The sequence below is a fragment of the Bacillus sp. HMSC036E02 genome (assembly GCF_001836235.1).
Classification (GTDB): Bacteria; Bacillota; Bacilli; order Bacillales; family Bacillaceae_G; genus Bacillus_A; species Bacillus_A cereus.
The window spans coordinates 168,205-184,207 of record NZ_KV827874.1; the positions used below are offsets into that span (position 1 = coordinate 168,205).

Below are 16,003 nucleotides of genomic sequence, written 5' to 3' on the forward strand. Positions count from 1 at the left end.
CACACCAATCGGGCTTTTACGGGCAGCCCGACTCCACCTAACTTCTTTGCTTTCACTAAATTTTGAGGTGGGGATCTTACTGCCCGTTAATGCGGGATAAATGATTGCTTTAGGTTACTATATTCCATTGTAACCGTTCTTCTAAAAATTTTACACCTTTTCTATATTTGCACCTGAGTAATAATAGAAAAAGACAACTATATAGTTGTCTTTTTCTATTATTAATGATGTCCACCATGATTTCCTGCTTTCGGTTTCCCCATCATCTCTTTATTCATTTCCCATTTATGCTCTGCTAGCTCTTTATACGAAAGAACTTTACCCTTATAGTTAGATACAAAGCTCTCTGCATCTTTTTTATTTTTAAATGAAATGACATTATAAGCCATCGGTGTCGTTATTGTTTTATCATATACGTAAGTAGCCTCTTCTAACGAAATCCAATCTTTCGAATCATAATCTCGGACAAATTTCTCTTTCGTCTTTTCACCTGAATTGATCTCCATCCATTTATACATACAACCGATATCATCAAACTTTAACGCTTTTCCATTTTCTAAAATAATTTCTGTTGCAAATTGATTATCTGTTACCCCAATTTGGCAAATATCACATTTATCATGTTTCTCATCAATGGCAACAGCTGCTGTTTCCTTTTTCCCACACCCGACTACCGTAAATACGAAACATAAACATATAGCAAGTACGACATATTTTACTTTCATCAATATTCCTCCCTAGAAACCGTATACTCCACGAAAAGAATACCAAAAGGTTGTGTGAGATTTGTGAAAAAACAATGTGCTTTTTGTAATATAGGAAACAAACAAAGATGTGTAGTTATTTCTACACATCTCTCATCACTCGCAACCTGTAATTAATAAATCATCTTCTAACTTAACTAATAATGTATCCGCACTAATTTCCTGTCCAACTTCTACATTTACCAATCTTATATTTCCACTAATACCGACTGCGATTTTTTTAAGCTCACCGTCATTTTTTCGAATCATCAATAATTTTTCCCATTCATATACGTAAGAAGATTCATTAATAAAAATCTCCTCTACTTTTCCTTCATAAGAGCTATAAATCTCTTCAATTCTCGTTTTCATATAACATCTACTCCCTATTTCACACTTCACTATTTTCATCTTATTCTACCATTCTTACGAGGAGCAGCTTACTTTTTAAAAATTCAAATTAACTACCGTGAACAAAATGAACAAAATAAAAATTATGCTTCTAATGATGTTATTTTTTAAATTATTTACCATTTGAATAGATGCTTTTATTATAAATAAAAAACCTTTTTCTGAATTTTTATTCTATTTTGAAAGCGCAATCATTCTTTTGAGGGGGAAATTACATGTTAGCACTACTTGGATTTGCGATGGTATTTGTCTTTATGTTTTTAATTATGACGAAACGTATGTCAGCGCTAGTAGCATTAATATTAATTCCGAGTGTTTTTGCATTAATTGGCGGATTCTATGCCAATATGGGGCCTATGATGTTAGAGGGGATTCAAAAGTTAGCACCTACTGGTATTATGCTTATGTTCGCTATTTTATATTTTGGGATTATGATTGATAGCGGTTTATTCGATCCTGTCATTAGTAAGATTTTAAAATTTGTAAAAGGAGATCCTTTAAAAATCGTTGTCGGAACGGCTATATTGACTATTATCGTCTCTCTAGATGGTGACGGTACAACAACATACATGATTACAGTTTCCGCAATGTATCCACTATATAAGCGCCTTGGAATGAACCCCCTCATATTAGCTGGAATTGTTATGTTAGGGGCGGGGGTAACAAATCTTACACCTTGGGGTGGACCCACAGCTCGTGTTATGAGCGCACTTGGACTTGAGGCTTCTGAATTATTTACACCTCTTATTCCAGGAATGATTGCTGGTGCAATTTGGGTTGTTTTCGTTGCCTACTATCTTGGAAAAAAAGAAAGAAAACGTTTAGGAATTATGGATGTACAGTATTTAAAACAAATGCAAACAATGGATGAGCAAGCTGCAACTGTCGAAGCCGCAGTGCATAAACGTCCTAAACTTCTATGGATTAACTTTTTATTAACCGCTACATTACTTGTCTGTCTCATACTAGAAGTTATGCCGTTACCTGTTTTATTTACAGTCGCTTTTGCTATTGCTGTTATGATTAACTATCCAAACTTAGAGCAACAGAAAGAACGTATTGCTTCTCATGCAGGGAATGTATTAGCAGTTGTTTCTCTCGTATTTGCTGCCGGTATTTTCACTGGTATTTTATCTGGAACAAAAATGGTAGATGCAATGGCTAACAGTGTAGTAACTCTTATACCAGATGCACTTGGACCACAATTGCCAATTATTACAGCTCTTCTTAGTATGCCATTCACATTTTTCATGTCCAATGATGCATTTTACTTTGGGGTATTACCTATTTTAACTAAGGCTGCTGCTACTTACGGAATTAGTGCAGCTGAAATGGGACGTGCTTCCTTACTTGGGCAACCCGTTCACTTATTAAGTCCTCTTGTTGCATCCACTTATTTATTAGTTGGGATGGCAAAAGTTGATTTTGGTGAACATCAACGTTTTACTTTATTGTGGGCAGTTGGAACGACAATGGTGATGTTGATTACTGGCATTGTAATTGGGATTATTCCAATATAAGACGCAAAAAACAGTAGAAGAAATAAATCCTCTACTGTTTTTTATTATGAAGAAACAAGAAAATACCGTCTCTCCGGTCTCCCCACACTCCCATATATTAGCTCTGCGTGGACTTTCTTCCCAGATATCAAATACTCTAAATAGCGCCTTGCAGTTGATCGACTTACGCCTACCATTGAACTTAGTACCTCTGCTGTAATCCCTTCTTCATTAACTGTTAACATATGTTTTTTTATTTTTGCTAAAGTTAAGGGGTCTATCCCTTTCGGGGCATATTCCATTTCATTTCCCTTTACGCCTCTTTGAGACCATAAATGTTCTATTTGTTCTGTAGATAATTGATTGTTTTTCTTCAGCTGCACAATCTTTTTTTGATAGCCTTCCAGACTTGCTTTAAATCGGTCAAACATTAGTGGCTTTACGATATAATCTGTTACTCCGCCCCGCAGGGCATGCCTCACTACATCTGTTTCCGATGCCGCTGTAATCATAATAATATCTGTATCGTGCAAATGATGCCTAATATATGTGACAAGTTCCGTTCCTTGCATATCAGGTAAGTACACATCTAATAACACAAGCTGTGGCTTCACAAGCTCTAGCCATTCTTTCGCTTGTTCTCCAGTCGTTGCCGTTCCAATTACTTTAAATCCCTCAATTTTTTCAGTAAAACGACGATGAATGTCAGCAATCCGAATATCATCTTCTACAATTAATACTTCAATCTCCTCACCCATTACTATTCGCCTCTCTCTTTCGGTAGTGCAATAATAAATAACGCACCACCTAAATCCCCTTTTTCAATTGCAATACTTCCATTTAAATCTTCTACTAACTCTTTCACTTTTGCTAATCCATATCCTCGCTCTCCTCCTTCTTTCGTCGAAAAGCCTTTATAGAATATGCTAGTAATTATTTCATCATGAATCCCTTGCCCTGAATCTTCCACTTCAATTACTATTTCTTCTCCAATATCAGTTACAAACATCCTTACTGTCTTATCATTCTCTTCATTTTTTTCAATTGCTTCAAATGCATTCGTAATTAAATTCCCTAAAATAGAAACGACATAATTACTCTCAATATGTGGACTTAATTTTTCTAAACCACTTTCTCTATCTAGCATAAAATCAATCTTCAACTCTCGTGCTCTATTATAAAATCCAATTAAAATTCCACCTAGCCATGGATTTTGAATCCGCTTCATAATAAATTGAACAAAATCTTGATATACCGCTGTTTCCTTATGAATAAGCTCTAAAGCATCTTCGTATGATTCTAATTGGATAAGACCTGAAAGCGTATACAATAAATTGTTATATTCGTGCGCTTGCGCTCGTAATGCCTCTGTATATTGCTTCGTCTGAGATAATTCTGCTGTTAACTGATCCATTTCAGATTTCAAACGTAAGCTCGATACAACGCCAGTTACTTTATTCTTTACTTTAATAGGTAGACGGTTCGCAATAACAGCCTGTCCTTTTATATTTAATTGGCGATCAAACTGTTCTTCACCAGTTTGAAGTACATCTAGTATCGTTGAATTAGGAATTACATTTAAAATAAATTCCCCAATAATATTTTGTTGTTTATCTAGCGAAAGAATATCATAAGCTGCTTGATTGACTAAACTAATCATGCCATTTTTATCGATTACAATAATCCCTTCACGTACAGATTGAATCACTGTACTATGCTCTTCATATAAAGAGGAAATTTCTTCTGGTTCCATACCGAACATCATTCTTTTTATACTTGCCGCTAAATATATAGAGCCGATTACTCCAATTAATAGCCCTATTATTGTAATCCAAAATACACGCTTTCCATACACTTCTACCGCTCCATGAATATCGTCCATTGAAAATCCAACAGACACCACACCAATGATTTCATTTTCCTGATTACGGATTGGAACTTTTCCACGTAATGAAGGGCCTAATGATCCAGTTGCTTTCGAAACATATGATTTTCCTTCTAATAAAACACCTTTGTTATCTCCACCAATCATCGCTTCTCCTATTTTATCTCGCTCAGGATGTGCATATCGAATCCCCTCTTTATTTCCAACTACAATGAAGTCAGCCTCTGTATCCATTCGAATTCTTTCTGCAATCGGCTGAATGATAGAAGCTGGGTTTTCTTTTTGAAAAGCTTCCTTTATTTCAGGTATAGCAGCAACTGTTTTCGCAACATGCAAAGCTCGTTTCCCAATTTGCTCTTCTACCGTTTCAGATAATATGTAATAAAATAAATAACTCGTTAGCATAAGTACAACTAAAATAAGTGTACTTATAGTTAATGTAATTCTCGGTTGGAGTTTTAATTTTTTAAATTTCAAAACCATTCCCCTAACATGATTAAAGATGGAATTTAAAGAATATACAGTCTCTTTAATTATACTTAATCATAACACGGTTACTCTATATTTCTTTCTTTTTCTCTTCATAAAAAAAGAAACGAAGTAAAATTACTACCTCGTTTCTTAACATTCGTTATTACACTTTAAACTTACCAATCATCTCTTGTAATTCTTCTGCCATTTGTGATAAATGAACTGCTGCTGCATTTATTTCATCTACTGAAGCTAATTGTTCCTCAGAGGAACCAGCAATATTTTGAACACTTGCTGCATTTTCTTCAATCGTAGCTGCAATTTCATTAATAGATGCACTTACTTGTTTTGCATCTACCGTCATTTGTTTTGCTACATCTACCATGCTATCAATTTGTACAACTGTATCATTTGTAGACTTCAATATTTCGGCAAAGCTTTGCTTCGTTTCATTTGCAACTACAAGTCCTGATTGTACTTCTACTCCAACTTGATTCATAGAGCTTACTGTTTCTTTTATATCAAATTGAATCTCTTTCACTAGTTTCCCAATTTCCGTAGAAGACTGTCCTGATTGTTCTGCTAGCTTTCGCACTTCATCTGCTACAATTGCAAATCCTCTTCCTTGCTCTCCAGCTCTCGCAGCCTCAATTGCCGCATTTAACGCTAATAAATTTGTCTGTTCAGCAATATGTTGAATCACTTCAAGGATTGCTCCAATTTGTTTCGACTTATCGTCTAACAAACCAATGATTTTGTCTGACTGCGAAACAGACTCATGAATTAATTGCATTTGATTCACAGTTTGTTCAACTAACTTCCCACCATTTTCAGCTTTTTTCTTCGTATACATAGAGGCTGTAGATACTAATGAAGAACTATCTGCAACACGCTGAATTCCTTCTGTAACTTCTTCTAACAATGTTGCTCCTTCTTCAACTTCTTTCGTTTGTATTTCTGCACCACTTGATACTTGCTCTATCGCCTGTGTAATTTGTTCCGTTGCTTCGCTTGTCTGCTTCATACTAGCTGTTAATTCTTCGGAAGATGCCGCTACATGACTTGCTGAAGTGTTTATATTGGAAATGACACTTTGTAACGATGCAGCCATCTCGTTAAAACTTTCTCCTAGCTGCCCAATTTCATCTTTAGAATGAACTGTAATTGACTCTGTTAAATCGCCTTCACTAATCTTTTTCGATGATATAACAAGTTGTTTTAACGGACTAATAATAGAAGCAATTATGAAGTAAATTAAAATCCCACCAATTACTAATGAAATACCAATAACAGTTATTGTTTTATAGAAAATAGGGTTAGCTGCTTCGATAATTTCTTTTGAAGGCATAATTCCTGCTATTTTCCATCCAGTTTTCTTATTCGTTTTAAAAGTGATATTGCGATCTTCACCATCTAATGAATAATAAAAATCTCCAGCTTCCTGTTTATACAATTCTTTACTAAGTTTCTCTTCTAATTTCTCTCCTGGCTTCATTTTCGGGTGCGCTACTACATTTTTATCTTGATCAAATATCGCTACATATCCTTCCTTACCGATATTAACCATCTTGGAAGTAGTAACAATATTATTAATGATTAAGTCAATCCCAAGAACTCCACTTTTATCCTCGTTTTGTTTTGCTAGTGTAATAACAATATTCCCTGTCGTTTTTGACTTATATGGAGCAGTTACAATTACCTCTCCACTTTTCTTCACGGCCTCTTTATACCAATCTCTTTCTGTAGGATTATATCCATCTGGCATCTGAATAGCTGGTGATTGAATGAACTGTCCATTACTAGATCCTGTATAGATTGCTTCCATTTCTGGATGCAGTTTATTGTATTCTTCTAGTTTATTTTGTATGTTTTGAATTTGATCTGCTTGGTAACTTGATTGTGTGAATAATTTCGTAAAATAAGTTGCATCTACTTTTTTACTATCCAATTCTTTATTAATTACATTATCCAAAATTTTTATATTATCTTTCGCCGAGTTTAAAATCGTTTCATTAAAATTCGTCTTCGCCTGTTGATAAGACGTCCAACCAATTACAATACTTGGAAGAATTAAAATAATAATAAATGATACAAGTAACTTTGTTTTTAAACTACTACTCCTTAATTTCCCTTGAAACATACTTCTACCCCTCCATACCGTTTTAAATGTAATTAATTAACATTTAATCTTTCTATAAAAATAATACGATTTAAATGTATCGATGAGACTCTCTATCTTTTTCTACATCATAAAGAATTGATACATATATTTTTCATTCTATATAAATTAAATAATTAAAACAATGTATAAAAATGTATATTATTCGAAATATTATAATTCACAGAAGAACCTCTAGTATTTCACTTACTAGAGGTTCTTTCCACCTTACTATTCTTTATCTTTTTCTACTTCTTTTTTCTCATCATCTACTGCAGATACAACCGGTTTATCACTTGATAATTGTTGTACCGCTCCTTTTCCTGCAAATCCTTCTAATAGCTCTTTTAAGTCAATTCCAGAAGAAGCTTTTAACGTTTCTTGCATCGTTGCCATTAAATCAGTCGCATAACCTGCAACTTTTCCGGCGCCGCTATTTTTACCACCGCCACCTGTATCGACAACTGTAATTTTATCAATATTGCTAAGTGGGCTTGCAATTTCTTTCGCATAACTTGGAAGCATTTTAAGAACCATATCCATAATTGCCGCTTGGCCATATAACTCGAATGCCTCTGCAATTTTTTGTTTCGCTTCTGCCTCTGCTAAACCTTTTAATCTAATAACATCCGCTTCCGCTGTACCTTGTGCTTTTTGTACTTCTGCTTTTGCTTGACCTTGCGCTTTTTCAATTTCCGCCTTCGCTAAACCTTCTACACGTACTTCTTCTGCACGAGCTCTCGCTTCAGCTTCAATCTTATATTGATCCGCATCTGCCTTTTTAATTTGTTTCACTTTTTCTGCTTCCGCTGATTGCTCAACAGCATAGCGATCTGCATCTGCTTTTTTCTTAACTTCTGCATCGTATTGCTTCTCACGACGCGCAATCTCTTTTTCTTCTAATTCAATTTGTTTCTCACGCTCAATGATTTTAACGCGCATTTGCTCTTCTGTAACACCTTGTTGTGCTTTCGCTTGTTGTAATTCGTAAGAAAGATCCGCGTCTGCTCGAGCTTGTTCTTGCTCTCTCTTATAAGATTGTACTTTTAATTCTTTATGTTTTTCAGCTTCAGCGATTTGAGCATCACGTTGATATTCAGCTTCTTTTGCTTCTTTCTCAGCACGAGCTTTTTCAATACGAGCTTCTTTTTCACGCTCTGCATTCGCAATTGTTGCATCACGCTTCACTGTCGCAATTTGCGGCTGACCAAGTGCATCTAAGTAACCATTCTTATCCATAATTTCTTTAATTGTAAAGGAAACGATGCGAAGACCCATTTTCTTTAAATCAGTAGAAGCTACTTCATGTACTTTTTGAGCAAATTGCTCTCTATTACTATACGCATCTTCTACTGTCATAGAAGATAAAATCGCACGTAAATGACCTTCTAAAACTTCTTTTGCTTCTACTTTTAACTCTTCTGTTTCTTTTCCTAAATATTGCTCAGCTGCTGTAGATACTTCTTCAATCGTAGAACCTACTTTAATAATAGAAACACCATTTACTGTAACTGGAACACCTTGCTTCGTATACGTATCACGTGTACCCACTTCTAACTTATAGTTTAATAGGCTTAAAGGCTCTGCTCGTTGCATAATTGGAACTACGAATGTACCGCCACCGCGAATAATCTTAATCTTCTTTCCATCATCAGTGGTAACTACATTTTTTCCGCCACCAAGCCAGTTCCCTGTAACAATTAACGCTTCATCTGGTCCAACTGTTCGATACTTCGTAATGAATACTAAAATGAGTAGAATTAAAATTGCGAGTAACACTCCACCAATAATTAATGGAATCGTCATGTGAATTCCCCCTTATAATTTTGGTTTTTTTAAAGAATAAGCGATGTTTTGTACAAGTAAAACACCATCTTGGACTCCCTCGATAATAACTTCAGTTCCTTGTGAAATATCTTTTTTCCCAATTGTTTTAGCTGGAATTGCATTACTTCCAAATTGAGAGGATATTAGTACTTCTCCAAATCCTTCTGTAGGAATTGTTGTAATGACTTCCCCTTTGCAACCTATGAACTCATCCATACGTTGCACAGTATTTTGTTCTGCTTCTGCAATTGGCTTTAAAATTAGTATTTTCATTATGAATACACCAATAAAGGATATAGCACATGCAGCCCCGAAAATAAGAATGCTATTAAAGGAAAATAAATATTCTCCTATATAACTAAGCCCACATAACATGGCGAAAAAACTAAGTAATAAAGTAACAACGGATACCGATCCGCCTCCAAAACTAAATATGGATTCAAATATATCTCCAAAAAAGATATAAATCACAGTGAGTATAGTAGCAATAATAAATCCGTATAAATAAATTGTTTCAAGTGGATAACCAAACAAAACCATTTCTTATCCCCCTCTCTTAAACAATCCCTTTTTTGTTATGTGTATGCCCCACCTCTTTCAAAGATTATAGTTCTTAATTTTCAGTTATTTATCTTTTAAAGAAAAACCTGTAAGACAGGCCTCTAAAAAAGAACAGGAGAAACCTATTGTGACAGGCTCCTCCTAGAAAATAACCGATATATTATATATCTATATAATATACTATTTTCCACAAAAAGTAAAGTTAAACATACATTGGAAAAGTACTTATTTTATTGATAATTTGTACGTTCCATCGCCATTATCATATTTATATACATACAAATAATACTTACCTGGTTTTGCATTCATTTTTGCCTCTATATGATTCCCATTAGCTTGACCGTAAGCTGCATAATTTTGCATATCTGATTCATGGTGCAGCACCCATGTCATCCCGATTCCATACTCATTTAAAACGGAAATATCGATATCTTTCGCTGATGCTACATTAAATGTATAAACATCAGTGTGGTCCCCGCCAATAAGACTACCTTTTATCGTACTATTTAGCCCGATACGATTTGCTTCCTCTGGACGATTATTTGGTTCTGATTCTGTTAAACTTCCATCTTTAATCGTAACAGTTGTTTCACTTCTGCTCTCTTTGCCTTTATCATCTTTTACTCTTAACGATACTTTATAAGAACCTTCTCTTTCATATACATGTGCTGGATTCACTTCTGCACTTGTGCTTCCATCTCCAAATTCCCATAAATAAGAAACAATTTTTCCATCTTCATCGTTTGAGCCATCACTTTTAAATTGAATTCCCTCTTTTACAAGACCGCTATAAGGGCCATTTATATTAACCGTTGGAGCTTTATTTTCTCCGTCATCTTTTGCGATTCCATGGAAGACTACATCATATTCAAATTCATTTGAACTATTCACACGATAATTGACGAAGTATGCTGTAACAGTTTTGTAGCCACTCCATTCTTTTTGCGCCAATTGTTCTAAAGATTCATTTACTCTTTTACTCATTGCTTTCCAATCTTCTGATTCACCTTTTGTGACACTACCTGTATACGTACCTTCTAATGTAAATGTATTAAAGAATTGAGAATTATGTTTTGTCATTTTTGTATCTTTCATAGGCAACGTATCACTAATTTCTTTCTTCACCGCTGCTAACGACTTCGTTGCATGTTCAGCTAAATAATCATCTGCTACTTCCGGTACATTATATTTATCTTGATTATCGATTAGCTGCTGCATATACTCTTGATACTCTTTATTTAGTTTTAAGTCTTTACTTAAATTCTCACGATAAGCATCATAATTTTTCACGTCATTCGCTCGAATCAAATCTTGAATTTTATCAAATGTTTCAAACTGATGCGTATATAAGTAAGACTGCAATGCGAACGAGTAATTATAGAAATCCCAAGAACCGTATTTAGCAAATAGTGTACGCTCTGCTGTATAACGGCTTGCAGGATCAGATGATAATCCGCTAATTATACTCTTTCTTGGTACAACGTTATTCGTACGAGTAGATCCTGCGAAAAACTCTGCATTTCCTTCTTGGAACCAAGTTAGCCTTTCATTTTGATACATATCTCCTCTTCCAAATAAACCAGGAACTTCATATCTCCCTTGCAGATAATGAGTAAATTCATGACGGAATAACTCTTCTAAACTATAAATACTTTGCTCTGGTGTACGCTCATATGTAAAGAATGTACCTGTCTCTTCAATATAAATTCCACCGTTGTTTGTTTCATATCCATACAATTGTCTATTTAACTGATATTCATCTGGACTATTATAAATTACGATCGTTAATACATCATCCGCATTTCCTGGCTCTAACGCTTTGTCATTTCCAATTACCCGGTGATACTGTGCCTTTACTTCCTTCGCAGCCCAATATAGTCTCTTAATTTTTTCTTCTGATACTTTATCTCCTGTTTTGAACACAATTGATCCATCGTCGAATGTATACGTTTTTGGTAAGTATTGCTCTTTTCCTTCTTTACGTATTTTCTCTAAATCTACTTTATTCCCGCTATAATCTTTACCATTATAATTTGTTGTAATTTGTTCTACCGCAACAAAATACGGTTCACTTAAGCGCGGGTACATATGCATTGCTTGTGTAACAACCTCTAATCCTTTATTTGGATTACTATGAAACTTCCCTAAACGGCTAGCAAAATAAATGCCATTATTAACGAGCCATTTATTTTCTGGCGTTACTTCATTTAGAAGAGCAATACGATTTATTTCATTAATAAACCCATCTACTTTTCCATACCACATCGTTTCATTCGCTTCTTTACGAGCCACAGTTAAGTACGACTGTATATCATAGTCAATACCTTGCATAATATCGTATATTGCTTGTCCCTTCATTCGATCATTTACATAAGTAGTATAATTATCATTGTATTGCTTTAAAATATTCGATGCGTATTGAACCGTTTCAACATCGCTTGAAGCATTACTAATTAATTTACCGTATGCAGATACGACTGTATCTTGTTCAACTGTACCAAGCTTAAAATTCGGATTTTTTGCGATTGCTTTTAAAGCAGGTAAACATTTGTCCTGGAAGCTTCTTTCATTTAAGTCGCTTAATTCACTATTATAAAATGCAAGATAAAAAGCTGAACGCAGCACTTCAGTAAACGTTTGAATTCCTTTTGAATCATCTTTCGTAAATGTACTACCTCTATGAGCTAATTCATCTATAATGACTTGCATTTTTCCTTTATCTTTATAAAAAGCCTTTGCATCTTCATTAAACTGGAATAAGTCTGTAATTTGGTGCCACTTAATACTGCCTAACGTTTCAACTAATTCTTGATCATTCATTTTGTTTAAATCAGCCATTGAATAGCTTTCTTTAACTTGCTTTACTGCAGTTTTCTTCGTAATAGATGCTGGTCGCTGTGAAAAATCTCCTACTTTTAAACGTTCTTGAAATGATAAAGTTTCATCAACTTTTGAAATATGTCCAACTTCATCTACCGACTTTTCAATTCCAACCGGTTTCGTTTTCAACACGTTATACGGTACTTTTTCTTCCGCTGCTGCATGAGTTTGAAGTGCGCCTAACGATAAAGCCATTGTACTAATGCTAAGCATCACTTTATTGATCTTTGATTTCTTGTTCATATCCTTGCCCCCTATTTTAATATTCCATTCAAGAATTTAACATAAAATCTGGATGTAACAATATAAAATGCAATATTTCATATTATTTCTTCCTATAATTTGTACATATCGTGAACACATTGCTCTTTACCTCCCTAAAACAAATTGCATCCTTTCACATTATAAAAAGGGAATTTTTTGACAATTAAAAACTTAATTGTTATGATTATTATAATTGTTAACTTTATTAAATAAGGGTGGGATTCTATGATAAAAAAAGAAAACAGTGTATTTTATATCTCCTTCTTGCTAACAACATTATTCATTATATGGGGAATTACCCCAGCAAGTTGGATACAAGGCTACGATTTACAAAGTGTTACATCTTCTTTAAACTCATTTATCCTCAATAAATTTGGGTGGTTTTACTCTCTACTTATGACCACAATGATTATTTTGGCTGCTTATTTAGCATTTTCTAAGTACGGTTCTATTCGTCTTGGTAAAGATGGAGAAAAGCCAAAATATAATTATCCATCTTGGCTATCCATGTTGTTTGGAGCAGGAATGGGGATTGGACTCCTCTTTTATGGAATCGCTGAACCGATTTCACATTTTACAGATCCATTAACAGGAAAAGCGGGGACAGAGGAAAGTGCCAAACTCGCTATGCAATATTCATTTTTCCACTGGGGTCTCTTTCCATGGTCACTATACGCAATGGTCGCTTTAACAATTGCATATTTCACATTCCGCAAACAAAAAGGTAGCACTATCGGGGCTACAGTTACTCCATTATTTAATCGATCGAAAAATTCTCGTATCGGAAAAACAGTCGATATTTTAGCTGTTTTAGCCACAGTATTTGGCATTGTACCATCTGTTGGGATTGGTGCTCAACAAATTGCTGGAGGATTAAGCTATTTATTCCCTTCTATTCATAACACTTTACTTACACAGCTCGTACTTATCGCCATCTTCGCCGTTTTATATTTAACGAGTGCACAAACTGGCTTAGATCGTGGGATTAAATATTTGAGTAACTTAAATTTCTCTCTTGCAGGTATTTTACTCGTCTCCTTTTTATTTTTAGGGCCAACCGTATTTATTATGAAATATTTCACATCTACACTCGGTTCTTATATTGGAGCTTTGCCTAGTATGGGATTAAATTTAGGAGCATTTAATGAAAAATCTTCTTCTTGGATTGAAAACTGGACTATTTTCTATTGGGGATGGTGGATTTCTTGGTCTCCATTCGTCGGTACATTCATCGCTCGTATTTCTAAAGGGCGCACAATAAAAGAATTTATTTTTGGAGTTGTATTAGTCCCGACTCTTATCTGTACATTTTGGTTTGCAGTATTTGGTGGTACCGCAATCCATATGGAAATGTTCCAATCGCTTGGAATAGCTGATGAAATTGCAAAAAATGGTACAGAGATTGGATTATTTGCTGTTATTTCACATCTACCATTCTCTACATTTTTAACGATTATCGGGTTAATTTTAGTAGCCACATTTTTCGTTACTTCTGCCGATTCAGCAACATTTGTTGTTTCCATGCAAACGAGTAACGGAAGTTTATCACCGAAAAATAGTTTAAAACTTATATGGGGATTAACAATCGCGATAATTGCCGCTATTTTATTACAAGCTGGAGGATTAAATGCACTACAAATCGCAGCTATAATTGCTGCGCTACCATTTTCTATTGTAGTCGTTCTTATGGTTACTTCACTCTTTAAAGAGCTACGAAAAGAAGATGTTAATTTGCAAACGAAAGAAGTGCCGAAAAAAATAAAAAAGGTTATGTAACGATTGGCGCCTCAAATCACTTCTAAATCCGTAATAAAACCCATTCATATGAATGGGTTTTTCACTCTATTATATAGTGTTGTAAACATGCTTTTTCCTCAAAACCTACTTTCTTGTACAATTTCATCGCACGATCATTATTCGTATTCAAACATAGTACTATCTCTCTCATCCCTTGGAAAGAGAAAATATACTGAATTGCCCCTTGCAATATCCGCTCTCCGACACCTTTTCTTCTACTATTTTCAGCGGTTGCAATAAATTCAATATTCGCTTCATGAAACTCCGGATTTACTTCAACATATACATAACCTTCTAACTTACCATTCTTTATACTTACAAATAATTTATTCGTATCACTTAAACGTTCAATGATTTCATTTCCTTCATAATATGTATTAGGAAAAATATTATTATGTAAAACAATAAACTGCTCAAATACTTGTTGAGATGCTTCCTCTACTTGATTTATTGTACATTGCTCCACATTAGTTTTCTTTAAAATTAAAACGCTATGTTTCTCTTGTTTTTTAGCTTGTAAATATTTCATAAAGTCGATACCATTACTATTTTTCACGTGATAAAATCCATGAAACTTTTGAATATGAAGTGGAATTTTCTCGATAAGTTTCTTCCACATACTTAAAGCAATCTCTCCCCAATTCGAAGCTATAATAAAAGGCCCCCAAATCTCCGCACTTTCGCTTATCTCATCTATATCAAATCCTAATACACCTACAATTTCATTATTATCATTATAAGAAACGACAAAAGACTTCTCCCACCCTATATCAGAAAAACCATGAAGAATAGCGTCCAATATTTCTTCATGATTTTCCCCGCAATAACCAACATGCTGCGTAATATCTTTATTCATCATCGAAATAAATTCTGCAGCTTCTTCGATCTTTGAAATAGAATTAATATGCATAACTTCCCCTCCTTTTCTAATACACTTAGACAATCACTAGTAATATCCTTCTCTAGTAAAAAAAGACATCATCATATGCATGTTTCTAATAAAACCGCCATGATAATGTCTTCTCAAAAAAGCAAAAATTAATTATATATAATAATAAGATTAAACGTTATTTATTTCTTAAATAATCTCTTTCTAAATACGAACATACTTAGTGCGGAAAGAACAAGTGTTATGCCAGAAAGTAAAGTCGAAGTGCTAGCTTCACCGCCTGTTGATGGTAAAAATTTCTTGCCTTCCTCTGGCTTATTAGTATGTTGTTTATTTAAAGTGTCTGCTTTTCTTCCCTCGTTTTCAACAACTTGATTATTCCCTTTTGGCTCTTGATCCAATCCTGTTGCTAATTCTTTTACTTCTTTCTTTGGTTCTTTCGCTTCTTCAACTTCTTTTGTTGGCTCTTTTTCTTCTTCTTTTGTTCCTTCAACTTCTTTTACCGGTTCTTTCACTTCTTCTTTTGTTCCTTCAACTTCTTTTACCGGCTCTTTTTCTTCTTCTTTCGATTCTTCAACTTCTTTTACTGGTTCTTTCACTTCTTCTTTTGTTTCTTCA

At 34.4% G+C, this 16,003-nt stretch carries 12 protein-coding genes and 1 pseudogene; 2 read left to right on the forward strand and 11 right to left on the reverse strand.

Features of this window, described 5'->3' with window-relative positions:
- Positions 1-221: 221 nt before the first annotated feature.
- The gene (locus tag HMPREF2590_RS25850) at positions 222-725 is read right to left on the reverse strand and encodes a nitrous oxide reductase accessory protein NosL (protein WP_000865667.1); all 504 of its coding nucleotides are present in this window, start codon (positions 723-725) and stop codon (positions 222-224) included.
- 135 nt (positions 726-860) lie between these two features.
- A complete protein-coding gene (locus HMPREF2590_RS25855; RefSeq protein WP_000857376.1) occupies positions 861-1,115 on the reverse strand; it encodes a hypothetical protein in 255 nt (84 codons plus the stop codon).
- A gap of 254 nt (positions 1,116-1,369) precedes the next feature.
- Here HMPREF2590_RS25855 and HMPREF2590_RS25860 point away from each other — a divergent pair, with 254 nt between their 5' ends.
- Positions 1,370-2,674: a CitMHS family transporter gene (locus tag HMPREF2590_RS25860; protein ID WP_000880468.1), complete on the forward strand. Its 1,305-nt coding sequence runs from the start codon at positions 1,370-1,372 to the stop codon at positions 2,672-2,674.
- Between the two features lie 44 nt (positions 2,675-2,718).
- Here the strand turns inward: HMPREF2590_RS25860 and HMPREF2590_RS25865 are convergent, their stop codons facing one another.
- The 7 genes and pseudogenes from HMPREF2590_RS25865 to colA all read right to left on the reverse strand — a co-directional run bounded on the left by HMPREF2590_RS25865 (position 2,719) and on the right by colA (position 12,678).
- Complete coding sequence (locus tag HMPREF2590_RS25865) at positions 2,719-3,411, reverse strand: response regulator (RefSeq protein ID WP_000503462.1); 693 nt, start codon at positions 3,409-3,411, stop codon at positions 2,719-2,721.
- Between the two features lie 2 nt (positions 3,412-3,413).
- The gene (locus tag HMPREF2590_RS25870) at positions 3,414-5,021 is read right to left on the reverse strand and encodes an ATP-binding protein (protein ID WP_002004376.1); all 1,608 of its coding nucleotides are present in this window, start codon (positions 5,019-5,021) and stop codon (positions 3,414-3,416) included.
- A 151-nt stretch (positions 5,022-5,172) separates the two neighbouring features.
- Complete coding sequence (locus HMPREF2590_RS31305; protein WP_372474689.1) at positions 5,173-6,120, reverse strand: methyl-accepting chemotaxis protein; 948 nt, start codon at positions 6,118-6,120, stop codon at positions 5,173-5,175.
- Positions 6,115-7,149: pseudogene (locus HMPREF2590_RS31310) on the reverse strand (HAMP domain-containing protein); the annotation flags it as partial. The pseudogene HMPREF2590_RS31310 and the gene HMPREF2590_RS31305, both read right to left, overlap by 6 nt.
- Positions 7,150-7,398: 249 nt before the next feature.
- Positions 7,399-8,973 carry a flotillin family protein gene (locus HMPREF2590_RS25880; RefSeq protein ID WP_044306469.1) on the reverse strand — a complete coding sequence of 525 codons (1,575 nt, stop codon included), beginning with the start codon at positions 8,971-8,973 and terminating at the stop codon, positions 7,399-7,401.
- 12 nt (positions 8,974-8,985) lie between these two features.
- Positions 8,986-9,534 (reverse strand): NfeD family protein, encoded by a 549-nt coding sequence (locus tag HMPREF2590_RS25885; protein WP_000242438.1) that lies wholly within the window; start codon positions 9,532-9,534, stop codon positions 8,986-8,988.
- Between the two features lie 246 nt (positions 9,535-9,780).
- Positions 9,781-12,678, reverse strand: coding sequence for a collagenase ColA (gene colA, locus HMPREF2590_RS25890; RefSeq protein ID WP_044584111.1), 2,898 nt, complete (start codon positions 12,676-12,678; stop codon positions 9,781-9,783).
- Between the two features lie 246 nt (positions 12,679-12,924).
- Here colA and opuD point away from each other — a divergent pair, with 246 nt between their 5' ends.
- Entirely contained in the window at positions 12,925-14,475 is a 1,551-nt protein-coding gene (gene opuD / locus HMPREF2590_RS25895; protein ID WP_000591575.1) for a glycine betaine transporter OpuD, read from the forward strand.
- 61 nt (positions 14,476-14,536) lie between these two features.
- Here opuD and HMPREF2590_RS25900 read toward each other — a convergent pair whose 3' ends face one another.
- Complete coding sequence (locus HMPREF2590_RS25900) at positions 14,537-15,406, reverse strand: GNAT family N-acetyltransferase (protein ID WP_050821580.1); 870 nt, start codon at positions 15,404-15,406, stop codon at positions 14,537-14,539.
- Positions 15,407-15,567: 161 nt separating this feature from the next.
- On the reverse strand, positions 15,568-16,003 hold a 436-nt coding region (locus HMPREF2590_RS25905), incomplete at its 5' end, for an LPXTG cell wall anchor domain-containing protein (RefSeq protein WP_256325186.1).

Bases quoted from the DNA above. Each gene is read 5' to 3' on its own strand.
- colA (WP_044584111.1), bottom strand. From the start codon at position 12,678: ATGAACAAGAAATCAAAGATCAATAAAGTGATGCTTAGCATTAGTACA.
- HMPREF2590_RS25860 (WP_000880468.1), top strand. From the start codon at position 1,370: ATGTTAGCACTACTTGGATTTGCGATGGTATTTGTCTTTATGTTTTTA.
- HMPREF2590_RS25880 (WP_044306469.1), bottom strand. From the start codon at position 8,973: ATGACGATTCCATTAATTATTGGTGGAGTGTTACTCGCAATTTTAATT.
- HMPREF2590_RS25870 (WP_002004376.1), bottom strand. From the start codon at position 5,021: ATGGTTTTGAAATTTAAAAAATTAAAACTCCAACCGAGAATTACATTA.
- HMPREF2590_RS25855 (WP_000857376.1), bottom strand. From the start codon at position 1,115: ATGAAAACGAGAATTGAAGAGATTTATAGCTCTTATGAAGGAAAAGTA.
- HMPREF2590_RS25865 (WP_000503462.1), bottom strand. From the start codon at position 3,411: ATGGGTGAGGAGATTGAAGTATTAATTGTAGAAGATGATATTCGGATT.
- HMPREF2590_RS25885 (WP_000242438.1), bottom strand. From the start codon at position 9,534: ATGGTTTTGTTTGGTTATCCACTTGAAACAATTTATTTATACGGATTT.
- HMPREF2590_RS31305 (WP_372474689.1), bottom strand. From the start codon at position 6,120: ATGGCTGCATCGTTACAAAGTGTCATTTCCAATATAAACACTTCAGCA.
- HMPREF2590_RS25900 (WP_050821580.1), bottom strand. From the start codon at position 15,406: ATGCATATTAATTCTATTTCAAAGATCGAAGAAGCTGCAGAATTTATT.
- opuD (WP_000591575.1), top strand. From the start codon at position 12,925: ATGATAAAAAAAGAAAACAGTGTATTTTATATCTCCTTCTTGCTAACA.
- HMPREF2590_RS25850 (WP_000865667.1), bottom strand. From the start codon at position 725: ATGAAAGTAAAATATGTCGTACTTGCTATATGTTTATGTTTCGTATTT.